Raw genomic sequence first — 15,090 nt, forward strand, 5'->3', positions numbered from 1 at the left:
GATGCGATGCGCCCATTAGGTTACAGCAAACGCGAGCCAATTAGTTGACGGCGTCTTTCAGCGCTTTACCGGCTTTAAAGCTGGGCACTTTTGCTGCGCTGATTTCGATTGGCTGACCCGTTTGGGGGTTGCGACCAGTACGCGCAGCACGCTCTTTAATAGCGAAGGTACCAAAACCTACCAGAGAAACACTCTCGCCTTTTTTGAGGCTATCGGTGACAGACTCCACCATGGCATCCAATGCGCGGCTTGCCGCTGCTTTAGGAATATCTGCAGATACGGCAATAGCTTCAATCAGCTCGGACTTATTCACACTTCACCCCTTAACTGTTTCAAAAAATGGCTCTGAACGGCACGGCCACCAAGTGCATCAACCTCAAAGCATAGCTGCGTTTTATAGCAATGCCTTGAAACACCTGTCAAGCGACCGGACCGTGAAATGCCCGCTGCTCAAGGCATTGGGCAAACTTATTAAGTAAAATTAAAGCAAAACTGCTTTAACGCTTAATGGGTGCTTGCAACAGCATTTGCATTGAAAGACTTATCTGCGCCCTTTAATGAAGCGCCTTCGGCAACATTCTCTGCCAGCGCCACGGACAGCACGTCATCTATCCAGCGTACGGGGCGAATATCAAGCGCTCCTTTGATATTCTCCGGTACTTCCTTGAGATCTCGACGATTTTCCTCAGGGATTAAGACGGTCTTTATACCACCCCGCCTAGCCGCCAGCAATTTCTCCTTTAGACCCCCAATCGGTAATACTTCACCACGCAGGTTTACCTCCCCTGTCATGGCCACATCGCACCTTACTGGCCGCTGAGTATAGGCGGAGACAATCGCCGTTACCATGGCAATACCAGCACTGGGCCCGTCTTTAGGTGTGGCACCTTCGGGCACATGGATGTGCAGGTCTTCGTTTTCGAAGCGCTGGGGGTCAATTCCATAGGCCTGAGCACGCGCCTTCACGACGGTTTGTGCTGCACTTACCGACTCTTTCATGACATCACCAAGCGAACCGGTCTTGTTAATACGACCTTTACCTGGCGTCACTACCGACTCAATGTTGAGCAGCTCCCCACCTACGGACGTCCAAGCCAAGCCGGTTACACGACCGACTTGGTCCTCCTGCTCCGCCAAGCCATAGCTATAGCGGCGCACACCGGCATAAGTCTCAATCTGATCAGCGGAGAGCACTTGCTGCGCCTGCAGCTTGTTGCCTGCCTTATCTTTCGAGGTGCGCTCAGCTTCTAAGCGCTCACGCAGCACTTTACGACACACTCTAGCGATCTGACGCTCAAGCTCGCGCACACCCGCCTCACGAGTGTAGTAGCGCACCAACTCAAGCAACGCGTCGTCATTCAGCGCTAGCTCTTCTTCCTTAAGCCCATTAGCTTCTAGCTGCTTGGGTAGCAGGTAGCGCCTAGCGATGGCGAGCTTCTCGTCTTCGGTGTAGCCCGGTAGACGAATAATCTCCATACGGTCCAGCAGCGGGCCTGGGATATTCATTGAGTTCGCGGTACAAATAAACAGCGTCTCAGAGAGGTCGTAATCCAGCTCAAGGTAGTGATCACTAAAGCTGCTGTTCTGCTCGGGGTCCAATACCTCTAGAAGCGCTGACGCCGGATCACCACGGTGGTCCATGCCTAGTTTATCCACCTCATCCAACAGGAAAAGCGGATTTTTCACCCCGGCACGGCTCATACGCTGTATCAGCTTGCCTGGCAGCGAGCCAATATAGGTGCGGCGATGGCCACGGATTTCCGACTCATCGCGCACACCACCCAGCGCCAGGCGGACGTACTTACGATTTGTCGCGCGGGCGATGGATTGACCAAGGGACGTTTTACCTACCCCAGGCGGTCCTACCAAGCAGAGCACCGGCCCTTTCATTTTCCGTACGCGCTTTTGTACGGCTAGGTACTCAAGAATGCGCGCCTTCACTTCTTCCAGGCCGTAATGATCTTCATCCAGCACCTGCTGGGCTTTTACCAGATCGTGCTTAACGCGCGTGCGCTTTTTCCATGGAACGGCAATTAGCCAGTCCAGATATGAGCGCACTACGGTCGCCTCAGCAGAATTGGCAGCCATCATTTTGAGCTTATTAAGCTCTTGAGTCGCTTTATCAGACGCCTCTTTGGGCATCCCAGACTCTTTGATCGCCTGTTCGTACTTTTCGGCTTCGTTGGGTACATTATCCAGCTCACCCATCTCTTTCTGGATGGCCTTCATCTGCTCATTGAGATAGTACTCACGCTGCGTTTTTTCCATCTGCTCTTTAACACGCGAGCGGATGCGCTTCTCGACCTGGAGCAGATCAATCTCAGACTCAATCAGCGCCATCAGGTGTTCAATACGGTCGCGTACGCGATCCATTTCGAGCAGCTCTTGCTTGTCACCAATTTTCAGCGACAGGTGGGCGCAGATGGTGTCGACCAAACGGCTAGGGTCTTCGATGCCCGACAGCGAGTTAAGCACTTCGTTGGGCACTTTCTTAGACAGCTTGACGTACTGCTCGAACTGATTGAGCAGGACACGCACTAGCGCTTCTTGCTCACGACTGGTAAGCGGCTCGCTTTCACGTGGGATTAAGTGCGCCTGAGTGTAGCCCACTTCATTTTCTTCGATATCGATAACATCAGCGCGGAAGCTGCCTTCAATCAACACCTTTACAGTGCCATCAGGCAGCTTAAGCAGCTGCATGATGTCAGCGACGGTCCCCATCGCGTAGAGGTCCGCATTATCAGGATCATCCTGTGAGGCCTCGCGCTGAGCCACCAGCAGTACACGCTTGTCGGCTTCCATCGCTGCCTCTAAGGCTTGAATGGACTTCTCACGGCCAACAAAAAGCGGAATAACCATTTGCGGATACACAACCACATCCCGCAAAGGCAACAGGGGTAGACATTGTGTCTGATCGGCGTTCTGCTGCATCGCAGACGTTCCTCAAATTCGGATGAGTACTTGAAGGGTACTTAGCCAAGTACCTCACAGTATGAAAGGGCATGACACGATACATCACCGTGTGCTGGCCAGCCGTTTCAACAATAACGTAGAACAACAAGGGGCCGCCTAGGCGACCCCTTGGTTTGGCACAAGCGGTGAAAGCTAGGCCGTGGTACGTACCGAAGGGTTAACCGTCAGTACCGTCGACCCGCGCTTCTTCCTGCTGCGAGTAGATCAACAGTGGCTCGCTTTCGCCAGCAATGACGGAACCATCGATGACGACCTTGCTCACCCCTTCCAAGGAAGGAATTTCATACATGGTATCCAGCAGCACAGACTCTAGGATAGAACGCAGCCCACGAGCACCGGTTTTACGTTCCATGGCTTTCACAGCCACAGCCCGTAAGGCGTCGTCTCTAAACTCAAGCGTGACGCCTTCCATCTCGAAGAGCTTGGCATACTGCTTGATCAGCGAGTTTTTCGGCTCAGTCAAAATCTGAACCAGTGCGTCTTCTGTCAGCTCAGTCAGCGTTGCAATCACTGGCAGGCGCCCCACAAACTCAGGAATCAAGCCAAACTTGACCAGATCCTCTGGCTCGACATCCGCGAGTAGCTCGCCAACGCCTCGCGAAGACTCTTTGCTTTTCACGCTGGCATTGAAACCAATACCGCCTTTCTCAGCACGGTCGCGAATGACTTTATCCAAGCCAGCAAAAGCACCACCCACAATAAACAGGATATTGGCCGTATTGACCTGAACAAACTCCTGCTGGGGATGCTTACGCCCACCTTGGGGAGGAACGGACGCCGTTGTGCCTTCAATTAGCTTCAGCAGCGCCTGCTGTACGCCTTCGCCAGAAACATCACGGGTAATCGACGGGTTATCCGATTTACGCGAGATTTTGTCGATTTCATCGATATAGACGATGCCGCGCTCGGCTTTCTCAACATCGTAGTCGCACTTTTGCAGCAGCTTTTGGATGATATTTTCAACATCTTCACCCACATAGCCTGCTTCGGTCAGCGTCGTTGCATCAGCAATAGTAAAAGGTACATTCAATAGCCGCGCCATGGTCTCGGCGAGGAGCGTTTTACCGCTACCCGTCGGGCCAATTAGCAGGATGTTGGACTTACCTAGCTCCACATCGCCTTCACGTACTTCTGACTTCAGACGCTTGTAGTGGTTATAAACCGCTACAGACAGCACCATCTTGGCGCGGTCTTGTCCGATGACGTAGTCGTCCAATGTATGACGTATTTCGCGGGGCGTAGGTAAACGCTCCTCATCGCTCTCGGCATCGGCTTCGAGAACTTCTTCGCGAATGATGTCATTACATAAGTCGACACACTCATCGCAGATATACACGGACGGGCCGGCAATCAGCTTACGAACTTCGTTTTGGTTTTTACCACAAAACGAGCAGTAAAGCAGTTTGCCACCTTCGTCCTTGCCTTTGCCGTCGGCCATTCGCGTACCTCTGTCACTGCGGCGGCTGACGCCGCCTGAAAAGCTCGTTAGAAAAGCAGAATCCTATCACGCTATCAGGATGTAGGTCGCTTATCCAGCACTGCGTCAATCAAGCCATACTCTTTTGCTTTATTGGCGCTCATAAAATTGTCGCGGTCAGTATCCTGAGCCACTTTCTCAACATCCTGGCCAGTGTGGTGAGCCAGAATTTGATTCAGTTTCTCACGAATACCGAGAATTTCACGGGTGTGAATCTCAATATCCGACGCTTGACCTTGGTAGCCACCTAGCGGCTGGTGAATCATCACGCGGGAGTTAGGTAAGCAGTAACGCTTGCCCGCAGCGCCTGCTGTTAGCAGGAGCGCGCCCATGCTGGCAGCCTGACCAATACATACGGTGGAAACATCCGGCTTGATAAACTGCATGGTGTCATAAATTGACATACCCGCCGTTACCGAACCACCGGGTGAATTGATGTAAAGATGGATATCCTTATCGGGGTTTTCAGACTCAAGAAACAACAGCTGCGCCACGACAAGGTTAGCCATGTAATCTTCTACCGGCCCTACCAGGAAAATCACACGCTCTTTTAAAAGGCGCGAGTAGATGTCGTAGGCTCTTTCCCCTTTGGCGCTCTGCTCAACCACCATGGGCACTAAACCGCCGGCGTTTTGAATATCAAACTCACTCATTCGGGTGATTCCTTGCGTCCGGTAAGGGAAAAGCGCACCCAGATAGGGTGCGCCACGCGATGAGATCAGGCGCCTGCCTGTTCGCCCTCTTCGGCCTTCTCATCTTGCTCAGCCTGCTGCTGAGCAGCAGCCAACGCTTGCTGGTAAGACATTTCGACGTCTTTGACGTTCGCTTGCTCAAGCAGCTTCTCAACGGCTTTCTCTTCGAGAATGGCAGATTTTACCTGGGTTTTCAGCTGCTCATTACCCATGTAGTACTCAACCACTTCGGATGGATCTTGATACTGCTCAGCCAGCTCTTCTACTTTGGCTTTGATGGCCGCGTCGTCTGCGTCCAGTTCATTGGCTTTGATCACTTCAGCTAGCAATAGACCAACCTGAACACGGCTCTTCGCCTGCTCTTCAAACAGCTCATTCGGCAGCTGGCTAACGTCAAAATCTTCACCCAGGCCAAACTGCTGAGCGGCTTGACGCTTCATGCCGTCCGTTTCTTGCTGAACCAGCGCGGTGGGCACGGGAATGTCGTTCGCTTTTTTCAGCGCATCCAGCACCTGCTGCTTAACACGGTTGTCAACAGCCTGAGCCGCTTCGCGGGTCATGTTCTTTTTAATTTCAGCACGGAATTTGGCTTCATCGCCGTCTTCTACACCGAAACGCTCGATGAACTCAGCATCAACTTCCGGCAGTTTCTGGCTGCTTACTTTGTGAACGGTCACCTTGAAGGTGGCGTCTTGACCGGCCAGATGCTCGGCTTGGTAATCCGCTGGGAAAGTGACGGAGATGGTTTTTTCTTCGCCTGCTTTAACACCGATCAGTTGCTCTTCAAAACCTGGAATGAAGCTGTTAGAACCGATGACCAACGCGTGGCCTTCTGCACTGCCACCTTCAAACGGCTCGTCGCCCAGGAAGCCTTGGAAATCGATGGTGACTTGGTCACCGTCAGCAGCGGCAGCGTCAACTTCTTCCCATGCGGCGTTTTGCTTACGCAAGGTATCGATCATTTCATCGACATCTGCTTCGCTGACAGACACAACTGGGCGCTCAACGTCTGTACCTTCGATAGAGGTCAGCTCAACCTGCGGGTAAACTTCCATTACCGCAACGAACTCAAGGTCTTTACCCTCTTCATTAACTTTTGGCTCAATCTGCGGGAAACCGGCAGGGTTGAGTTCTTTTTCTGTGATCGCGCGAACGTAGCGTTCACGCATCACTTCGCCTACCACTTCACTGCGCACGCTGTCGCCATAGCGCTGACGCACGACGGCCATTGGCACCCGGCCTTGGCGGAAACCGTTCAGGCGAACGTTTTTCGCGGTGTCTTTCAAGCGAGCGCTGACGGCCTCGTCGATTTCTGCTGCCGGCACTTGAATCGTGATACGGCGTTCGATCTGGGAGGTCGTCTCGACGGAAACTTGCATGAATTGTCCTCTAGCGGCTGGGCGTTGTGTTGATTGCGTAAAATATGTTCAAGGGGGCAATTTTAAGAACCCTGACGCATGGTGGCAAGCGCCATGCTCGCAAGATGGGGGCGCAAGCACCAATTACAAGGGTTTAAAGGTACAAAAATCGTTACTCCCGCGCAGACCACCACAGGGAAACCGCATGCAGCAGCAGACCACACGTCGCCGCGTGAGAGATAAAGACCTGCCAGCTAATCCAATCAGTAAACATGGCGTGCCAAGCCCCCATCACCAGCGCCCCGAGCACTAGCATGATCGCTAGACGCTTTATTAGTGCTGGTAGCGCCTGACGAGCCTCTTGAGACAGCATCCTCCACTGGAACGCGGCTGCGCCAGCCACTAGCACCAAGGCCATCAGCAGAAGGGTTTGGCGCGTCTCATGCCCTCCCACCATATAGCGCGGGAGCGCAGCGAGCATCACGATGCATAAGCCAACCGCTACGCTCACTCGCTTGGGAGAGTAAACCGTTTGCTGCATGGCTATGCTACCTTTAGCTTCTGAGCATCAATCCACTCCTCTACCCACGGCACCGCTGCATCATCCGCCATGAAGGTTTCCATCGCGTCGATTTCAAGGCGCTCACCTAAACGGTGGGCGCCATGATCCTGCAGCAACTCATCTAAGGCTCTCCCCGCGCCACAGAACGTATCACCGTAGGAACTATCGCCAAGCGCGATCAACCCATAACGCAGTCCCGCCAGCGAGGGGCTTTGATCTTTTAGACTGCGAACAAAGGGCACAAAGTTACCGGGAAAATCACCGCTCCCCGTGGTAGACACACAGAAAAGCGTTAGATCACTGGCTTGGGAAACATCGTCTACAGAGGGCTGTTCTGAAATATCAACGTCATAGCCCGCCTGCTCAAACAGCGGCTTTACCTGCTCAGCAACGTCTAACGCACCACCATACATGGTGCCGACCAGAATGGTTAACTTAGGCATTGGCCTACTCCTCGGCAAAGTTGTCGTACTGCGCTTTGTTAAGTCCGCAAAGTTCAGTCGACAAATACCTGATGAATTTGCTCAAATATTAACACGACTGACAAAAATGACGCACGCCCCACCATGGGCTACCGACAATCGTCCAACAGGAGCGCTTATGCAGCAGACCTTTGAGACATGGATCACGCCCATTATGATTGGCGGCCTGATCATTTTTATGTGTTTTATTATTTGGGATCTCGCAAAAAAATCGAACGCAGGCAAATTTGGCACGATTATGTTGTTTGTGGTACTAGGTGCCGGAATGTTGGGCTACGTCATTAAAGTGGTGATCACTTGGCTGATTGAGGGTGGAGGTATTTAGCCAGATAGCGCCCTATTTGTAGCCTATAAAAAAGGAGTGCCATTAGGCACTCCTTTTCGTTGGGCAGCTTGATGTACTCGCTACTGACCACTTGAGTAGCGTTCTACCTGCTGCTTTAGCTTTTGCCCGGGGCGAAAAGTCACCACACGCCGGGCAGAGATAGGGATTTCTTCGCCAGTTTTAGGGTTTCGACCAGGCCGCTCGCGCTTATCACGCAGATCAAAGTTACCAAACCCCGACAGTTTCACCTGCTCGTTTTCACGCAAACAGGCGCGGATTTCTTCAAAGAACGCCTCCACCATCGCTTTTGCTTCTCGCTTCGACAGCGCCAGCTCAGTATGCAAATGCTCAGCTAGCTCTGCTTTGGTCAACGCACCCATAGGGCTCCTCCATGTAGCATACGCATTGCCAAGAACGTGATAAGCGTCGTGTCATGGCATAGCTTAGTTAGCCGCGAAGTTCGGCATCTAATTCGGCTCGCACGTTAGTGATGATCGAGTCGACCAACTGGTTGATTTCTTCATCATTTAGCGTGCGCGAAGCGTGCTGCCAGGTCAAGCCCAATGCAATACTCTTATAGCCCTCGGCTACGCCTTTACCAGCATAGACATCAAATAGCTTAATGTCTTTCAAGTAATCGCCTGCCTGAGCTTTTGCACAATCAAGTAGCGCTTGCACAGGCGTTGCTTCTTTGAGCATAAACGCCAAATCGCGTCGCACTTCTGGGTAGCGTGAAAGCGGCTCAAAGGCAGGAATTTCCCCCTGACTCAATACATCTAGGCGAACTTCAAACAGCACCGCATCAACCTTAAGCCCCAGCTTGGCACGCACTTGCGGGTGCAGTGTGCCAATCCAGCCGGCGGGTTCGCCATTGTAAAAGAGCTGGGCGGTTTGCCCAGGATGCAGAGAGGGGTGCTCGCCCGGCTCAAAGCGCCAAGCTTCCCGGGCCCCACCCATTGCCAAAAGACTCTCTAGATCTCCTTTCAGGTCATAAAAATCTACCTGAGCCTTAGTGCTGCTCCACCCCTCCCCTTCACGGCCACCGCACACTAAGGCGCCCATCATCGGCTCTTGGGTTAAGTTATCGAGATGGCCGTTAAATACCAGCCCTGTCTCGAAAATGCGCACACGGGTTTGCTGGCGATTGAGATTATACTCTAGGGCACGCACTAAGCCCGGGAAAAGGCTGGCGCGCATCACCGAGAGGTCCGACGAAATCGGATTCGCAAGCACGGGGGACACAGCATCTGGCAGCATTGCTGCCTGCAGGTCCGGCGCTACGAAGCTGTATGTCACCGCCTCCTGGAAACCGCGAGCAACCATCTGGTTGCGCAACTGAGACTGAGTGAGGAGTGCCTCGTTAGCTGGGCGAAGTGCTAGTCGAGCGGCTGGGCGACGAACCGGAAGGTTATTGTAGCCATGGATACGCGCCACTTCCTCGATGAGGTCTTCCTCAATGGCAACGTCAAAACGCCAGCTAGGGGCGACCACTGACCAACCTTCCGCCTGTTTATCAACCTCAAGCCCTAAACGCTGAAGGATATCGGTGACATCATCCGGCTGCAGCCGCTTGGAGAGCGCACTCTCAAGGCGAGCCTCGCGAAGCATAATGATGCGCGGTGCCGGTAAATGCTCATCGCTTACCGTCTCAACCACGGGCCCTGCCTGCCCCCCACAAATCTCCATCAGGAGCTTTGTAGCACGCTCAACCGCCATGGCAGGAAGCTCTGGATCGACGCCACGCTCATAACGATGCGATGCGTCGGTATGCAGACCGTAGGAACGCGCCTGCCCAGCAATGCCAAGCGGAGCAAAAAAGGCCGACTCAAGAAAAATCGTGTGCGTTTTTTCGTTTACCCCTGAATTCCCCCCCCCCATGATGCCAGCCATTGCCAGGGGGCCACGCTCATCGGCAATTACCAGTGTTTCAGGGCGAAGTGCTACCTCTTGGCCATCCAGCAGTGTTAAACGCTCCGCCTCTCGTGCCAAACGGACAGTAATGCCACCCTGCAGGTTGTCCCGATCAAACGCATGCAGCGGTTGACCAAGCTCTAGCATGACGTAGTTGGTGACATCCACCACAGGGTCAATCGAGCGTACGCCGCTGCGACGTAGCCGCTCAACCATCCACAGCGGCGTTTCAGCCTCGACATTCACGCCCTTAATAACGCGCCCTAAGTAGCGAGGGCACTGCTCAGCCGCCTCAATAGTGACGGGGAAAGTATTGTCGATACTCGCTTCAACGACTGTGATCTCAGGGCCACTTACCGGCAGGCGGTTAAGCACACCTACCTCTCTCGCAAGGCCTTTTATGCTCAGGCAGTCGCCGCGGTTAGGGGTAAGATCCACCTCGATGGTCATATCGTCGAGCTGCATATACTCGCGAAAGCTAGTGCCCACGGGGGCCGACGCCGGTAACACCAGGATACCAGAAGAGGTTTCTTCCTCTAACCCTAGCTCTGATGCCGAGCAGATCATGCCGCGCGACTCAACGCCACGCAGTTTTGCCTTTTTGATTTTAAAATCGCCCGGCAGCACGCCACCCACTTGGGCGAAGGGAATTTTCTGACCCACATCAACGTTGGGCGCACCGCATACTACTTGCACCGGCTCACCAGTACCGTCGTTCACCGTGCATACGTTGAGCTTATCGGCATCAGGATGCTTCTCTTTGGACAGCACTTCAGCCACGACCACACCGCTAAAGGCAGCGGCGACCGCTTCAACGGCATCCACTTCAAGGCCCGCCATGGTGATCTGATCGGCAATGGCCTGAGTATCAAGCTGCGGGGATACCCATTCACGCAGCCACTGTTCTGAAAATTTCATGTTGATTCCCGTCGCTGGCAGCGGTCTTAGGTGAATTGACGAAGAAAGCGCAGGTCGTTCTCAAAGAACAAGCGCAGGTCATTAACGCCGTAGCGCAGCATCGCCAAACGCTCTGCGCCCATACCAAAGGCAAAGCCGGTGTATCGTTCGGTATCAATGCCGGAGTGCCGGAAAACTTCAGGGTGCACCATCCCGCAGCCCATCACTTCCAGCCAGCCGCTATGTGAGCAAACACGACAACCGTTACCACTACACATCACGCACTGAATATCGACCTCAGCAGAGGGTTCAGTGAATGGGAAGTAAGAGGGGCGGAAGCGGACCGATAGATCATCACGCTCAAAAAACGCCTGAAGGAAGTCTTCAATGGTGCCTTTTAGATCAGCAAAGCTCACGCCCTCATCGACCAACAGACCTTCTACCTGATGAAACATCGGCGTATGCGTCAGGTCCGAGTCGCTGCGATAGACGCGCCCCGGGCAGACGATACGGATGGGCGGTTCACTACTCTTCATGGTGCGTACTTGCACAGGAGATGTATGAGTGCGCAGCAAGCGTGTAGCATCGAAATAAAACGTATCTGCCATCCCCCGCGCCGGGTGATGCGCGGGAATATTGAGCGCCTCGAAGTTATGGTAGTCATCCTCAATCTCAGGACCTACCGCCACATCATAACCAACGCGGGTAAACAAACCCTCTATGCGCTCAAGCGTGCGTGTCACAGGGTGCAAGCCACCACTCTCCTGCCCACGCCCCGGCAATGTTACATCGATCCGCTCAGCTGCCAAGCGGGCATTCAGCGCTTCACTCTCAAGCTGCTGGCGTTTGGCGTCTATCTCGACTGATAGCGTTTGCTTGGCTTGGTTAATTTGCTCACCAGCCGCAGGACGCTCTTCTGCCGATAGCTTGCCCAGCCCTTTCAATAAGGCCGTCACTTCGCCTTTTTTACCCAAGTAACGTACGCGCAACTCATCTAGCGCTGAGACACTCTGCGCAGCTTGAATAGCATCGCGGGCCTCTAACACCAGAGTAGGAAGGTGGTCCATCCGATTTACTCCGAATTAAGCGGTTCCATCTTTCAAGATGGCTGGCATGTTGAAGGTGACAAAAAAACAGGGGAAGAGCGGCTGCTCTTCCCCTGCATGGGTCACACTGAAATGACCTCGGCATTTCACACTGAATTTAGCTCAGTGCAAATTGCCTTATTGGGCAGCCTTGGCTTTTTCCACGATAGCAGCAAATGCCGCTTTTTCGTGTACTGCCAGGTCGGCCAATACTTTACGGTCAATTTCAATACCGGCTTTCTTCAGACCGCCAACAAAGCGGCTGTAAGACATGCCGTTGATACGCGCACCAGCATTGATACGCTGAATCCACAGCGCACGGAATTGGCGCTTGCGGTTGCGGCGGTCACGGTACGCATACTGGCCGGCTTTGATGACAGCCTGTTTGGCTACGCGGAAAACACGCGAACGGGCACCGTAGTAACCTTTGGCCTGCTTCAGTACTTTTTTATGGCGACGACGGGCAACTACGCCACGCTTAACACGGGTCATAACACACTCCTGACTTTATGACTGAGGCTAAATGCACTCAGATAAGAAAATTCGACCTTACAGGTTCGGCAGCATGCGCTGGATCAGCGCTTTGTCGGAAGCATGAATCTGCTTCATGCCACGCAGCTGACGCTTACGCTTGGTCGACTTCTTGGTCAAGATGTGGCTACGGAAAGACTGCTTGTGCTTGAAGCCGTTAGCGGTCTTTTTGAAGCGCTTAGCAGCGCCGCTGTTGCTTTTGATTTTCGGCATGAGAGAACTCCGCTCGATATTTTTTAGAAAACCCAGGGCCGACCAGCGCCTTCGCACTGGCCCGTTAACTTCGCCGTTGGATCACTTCTTTTTCGGGGCAAGAATCATGATCATTTGGCGGCCTTCCATTTTCGGGAAAGACTCCACCACTCCGATCTCTTCCAGGTCTGCCGCGATCCGTTCCATTAGCTTACGGCCAATGTCCTGGTGCGCCATTTCACGACCACGGAAGCGCAATGTGACCTTACCCTTGTCACCACCTTCCAAGAAGCGGATCAGGTTTTTTAGCTTCACCTGATAATCGCCTTCGTCGGTGCCAGGACGGAATTTAACTTCCTTAACCTGGATTTGCTTCTGCTTTTTCTTTTGAGCCGCTTTCTGCTTTTTGGTCTCAAAAACGAATTTGCCATAATCCATGATTTTACAAACAATCGGATCGGCATTCGAAATTTGCACGAGATCTAAACCGGCAGCTTCCGCACGCTCAAGAGCCTCAGTGGTGGGCACAACACCCAACTGCTCACCTTCGGCATCAATTAGACGTACTTCTTCTTCGGTAATACGCTCGTTCATTGGTGGGCGTTTGTCTTGTGGACGCCCGCGCTGATTGCTTCGCTTGATCGCTCCGTCTCCTTAGGCAATTGACGATGTCGCCAGGGCTGCTCGCTCTGCATTAAAACGTTCGATGAATTCATCGACAGTCATGGTGCCGAGGTTTTCGCCGCTACGAGTTCGCACGGCCACTGAGTCAGCTTCGACTTCCTTATCTCCCACCACAAGGAGATAGGGAACTTTCTGTAACGTATGCTCACGGATTTTAAAGCCGATCTTCTCGTTCCTCAAGTCCGCCTTAACCCGTAAGCCATTTTTTTGCAGCCGCTGCTCCAAATCAAGCGCGTAATCACGCTGTGCGTCGGTAATGGTCATAAGCACAGCTTGCTGCGGGGCCAACCATAGTGGCATAGCACCAGCGTAATGCTCAATTAGTATACCCAGGAATCGTTCAAATGAGCCCAGGATAGCACGATGGAGCATTACAGGGGTTTTACGCGTGCCGTCTTCATCGACGTATTGCGCCCCTAAACGCCCTGGCAAATTAAAATCTAGCTGAAGAGTACCACACTGCCAAACACGATTCAGACAATCTCTTAACGCAAACTCAATTTTCGGCCCATAAAACGCACCTTCACCCGGCTGCAGATCCCAAGCCAAGCCAGTAGTGTTCAGCGCGGCCTCAAGGCCCTGCTCTGCCCGATCCCACATTTCGACTTCACCCAGAAAGTCTTCGGGACGGGTGGAGAGCTTGAGCTCAACGTCTTCAAAACCGAGCGTTTTATAGACTTGCAGCGTTAGAGCAATAAACGCCTCAGCCTCAGCCTGAATCTGACTTTCGGTACAGAAAATATGGGCATCATCTTGCGTAAACCCACGAACCCGCATCAGACCATGCAGCGAGCCTGAAGGTTCATTTCGATGACAGCTACCAAATTCAGCCAAACGTAGCGGAAGGTCACGGTAGCTCTTAAGGCCTTGATTAAAGACCTGCACGTGACATGGGCAGTTCATCGGCTTCACCGCATACTCGCGCTTTTCCGACTCTGTGGTGAACATCAATTCACTGTAATGTCCCCAGTGGCCTGATTTCTTCCACAGTGACAAATCCACTACTTGCGGCGTCTTGATTTCCTGGTAGCCATGCTCACGTTGAATTTTACGCATGTACTCTTCTAACGCCTGATACATCGTCCAACCGTTAGGGTGCCAAAAAACCATCCCAGGCGCTTCTTCTTGAAGGTGGAACAAGTCCATCTTCCGCGCTAGCTTACGGTGGTCTCGCTTCTCAGCTTCTTCCAGCCGCTTCAAGTAAGCTTTTAACTGCTTTTTATCGCCCCATGCCGTGCCATAAATGCGCGTCAGCATCGGATTGGAGGAGTCACCACGCCAGTAAGCACCTGCCAGCTTCGTCAGCTTAAATGCCTTTAAGTGTCTTGTGTTAGGCACATGGGGTCCACGGCACATGTCCGTGTACTCTTCGTGGTGGTAAAGGCGGATAGTCGCACCTTCCGGGATATCACGGATGATCTCTTGCTTATACGGCTCATTACGCTTTTCAAACGTTGCCATCGCTTGGTCGCGGCTGACGTACTCACGAATAACATCGTACTCATGATCGATGAGCGACTGCATGCGCTTTTCAATGGCTTCCATATCGTCTGGCGTGACTGATTTGCCAAAGTCAATGTCGTAATAAAAGCCATCATCAATGACCGGACCGATGGCCATTTTGGCATCGGGATATAGCTGTTTCACCGCATGACCAATCAAGTGAGCACACGAGTGACGAATAATTTCCAAACCTTCTTCATCGCGGGCAGTAATAATAGAGACGTCCGCATCCTGCTCAATCATATCGGCAGCATCAACCAGCACCCCGTTAATTTTGCCTGCCACACAGGCCTTGGCCAAACCAGGGCCAATGGACTCTGCTAGCTGCATAATAGAGAGTGGTGCTTCAAACGTTCTTTGGCTGCCATCGGGCAGTGTCACAATAGGCATTCAGGTATTCCTTGAGCGCAGTGGTGAT

15 protein-coding genes are annotated in these 15,090 nt (G+C 52.9%); 1 reads left to right on the forward strand and 14 read right to left on the reverse strand.

Annotated elements, in window-relative coordinates; genetic code table 11:
* Positions 1 to 40 precede the first annotated feature (40 nt).
* From AC13CN_RS15970 to AC13CN_RS16000, 7 genes are all read right to left on the reverse strand, one after another.
* Entirely contained in the window at positions 41 to 313 is a 273-nt protein-coding gene (locus AC13CN_RS15970; protein ID WP_054641109.1) for an HU family DNA-binding protein, read from the reverse strand.
* A gap of 191 nt (positions 314 to 504) precedes the next feature.
* Entirely contained in the window at positions 505 to 2,931 is a 2,427-nt protein-coding gene (gene lon / locus AC13CN_RS15975) for an endopeptidase La (RefSeq protein WP_172514498.1), read from the reverse strand.
* A gap of 199 nt (positions 2,932 to 3,130) precedes the next feature.
* Positions 3,131 to 4,411, reverse strand: coding sequence for an ATP-dependent Clp protease ATP-binding subunit ClpX (clpX, locus tag AC13CN_RS15980; protein WP_062373880.1), 1,281 nt, complete (start codon positions 4,409 to 4,411; stop codon positions 3,131 to 3,133).
* A 74-nt stretch (positions 4,412 to 4,485) separates the two neighbouring features.
* The gene (clpP, locus tag AC13CN_RS15985; protein ID WP_044629424.1) at positions 4,486 to 5,103 is read right to left on the reverse strand and encodes an ATP-dependent Clp endopeptidase proteolytic subunit ClpP; all 618 of its coding nucleotides are present in this window, start codon (positions 5,101 to 5,103) and stop codon (positions 4,486 to 4,488) included.
* Between the two features lie 65 nt (positions 5,104 to 5,168).
* Positions 5,169 to 6,521 (reverse strand): trigger factor, encoded by a 1,353-nt coding sequence (tig, locus tag AC13CN_RS15990; RefSeq protein WP_230834182.1) that lies wholly within the window; start codon positions 6,519 to 6,521, stop codon positions 5,169 to 5,171.
* A 151-nt stretch (positions 6,522 to 6,672) separates the two neighbouring features.
* The gene (locus AC13CN_RS15995) at positions 6,673 to 7,041 is read right to left on the reverse strand and encodes a hypothetical protein (protein ID WP_044629426.1); all 369 of its coding nucleotides are present in this window, start codon (positions 7,039 to 7,041) and stop codon (positions 6,673 to 6,675) included.
* A gap of 2 nt (positions 7,042 to 7,043) precedes the next feature.
* On the reverse strand, positions 7,044 to 7,505 hold the full coding sequence (locus AC13CN_RS16000; protein ID WP_074210537.1) for a flavodoxin: 462 nt from the start codon (positions 7,503 to 7,505) through the stop codon (positions 7,044 to 7,046).
* A gap of 157 nt (positions 7,506 to 7,662) precedes the next feature.
* Between AC13CN_RS16000 and AC13CN_RS16005 the strand changes: the two genes are divergently transcribed.
* Positions 7,663 to 7,869, forward strand: coding sequence for a DUF2788 domain-containing protein (locus AC13CN_RS16005; RefSeq protein ID WP_058576340.1), 207 nt, complete (start codon positions 7,663 to 7,665; stop codon positions 7,867 to 7,869).
* 80 nt (positions 7,870 to 7,949) lie between these two features.
* Here the strand turns inward: AC13CN_RS16005 and AC13CN_RS16010 are convergent, their stop codons facing one another.
* From AC13CN_RS16010 to thrS, 7 genes are all read right to left on the reverse strand, one after another.
* The gene (locus tag AC13CN_RS16010) at positions 7,950 to 8,249 is read right to left on the reverse strand and encodes an integration host factor subunit alpha (protein ID WP_044629429.1); all 300 of its coding nucleotides are present in this window, start codon (positions 8,247 to 8,249) and stop codon (positions 7,950 to 7,952) included.
* Positions 8,250 to 8,316: 67 nt separating this feature from the next.
* Positions 8,317 to 10,698: a phenylalanine--tRNA ligase subunit beta gene (pheT, locus tag AC13CN_RS16015; protein ID WP_483053271.1), complete on the reverse strand. Its 2,382-nt coding sequence runs from the start codon at positions 10,696 to 10,698 to the stop codon at positions 8,317 to 8,319.
* Positions 10,699 to 10,724: 26 nt separating this feature from the next.
* Complete coding sequence (gene pheS, locus AC13CN_RS16020; protein ID WP_228219098.1) at positions 10,725 to 11,744, reverse strand: phenylalanine--tRNA ligase subunit alpha; 1,020 nt, start codon at positions 11,742 to 11,744, stop codon at positions 10,725 to 10,727.
* A gap of 156 nt (positions 11,745 to 11,900) precedes the next feature.
* Positions 11,901 to 12,254 (reverse strand): 50S ribosomal protein L20, encoded by a 354-nt coding sequence (rplT, locus tag AC13CN_RS16025; protein ID WP_009097607.1) that lies wholly within the window; start codon positions 12,252 to 12,254, stop codon positions 11,901 to 11,903.
* 57 nt (positions 12,255 to 12,311) lie between these two features.
* Positions 12,312 to 12,506: a 50S ribosomal protein L35 gene (gene rpmI / locus AC13CN_RS16030; RefSeq protein ID WP_009724291.1), complete on the reverse strand. Its 195-nt coding sequence runs from the start codon at positions 12,504 to 12,506 to the stop codon at positions 12,312 to 12,314.
* A gap of 81 nt (positions 12,507 to 12,587) precedes the next feature.
* Positions 12,588 to 13,127, reverse strand: coding sequence for a translation initiation factor IF-3 (gene infC, locus AC13CN_RS16035; protein WP_074210535.1), 540 nt, complete (start codon positions 13,125 to 13,127; stop codon positions 12,588 to 12,590).
* Positions 13,128 to 13,139: 12 nt separating this feature from the next.
* Positions 13,140 to 15,062, reverse strand: coding sequence for a threonine--tRNA ligase (thrS, locus tag AC13CN_RS16040; RefSeq protein ID WP_062361288.1), 1,923 nt, complete (start codon positions 15,060 to 15,062; stop codon positions 13,140 to 13,142).
* Between the last annotated feature and the right edge of the window lie 28 nt (positions 15,063 to 15,090).

This window comes from Vreelandella sp. L-25, from assembly GCF_056857535.1.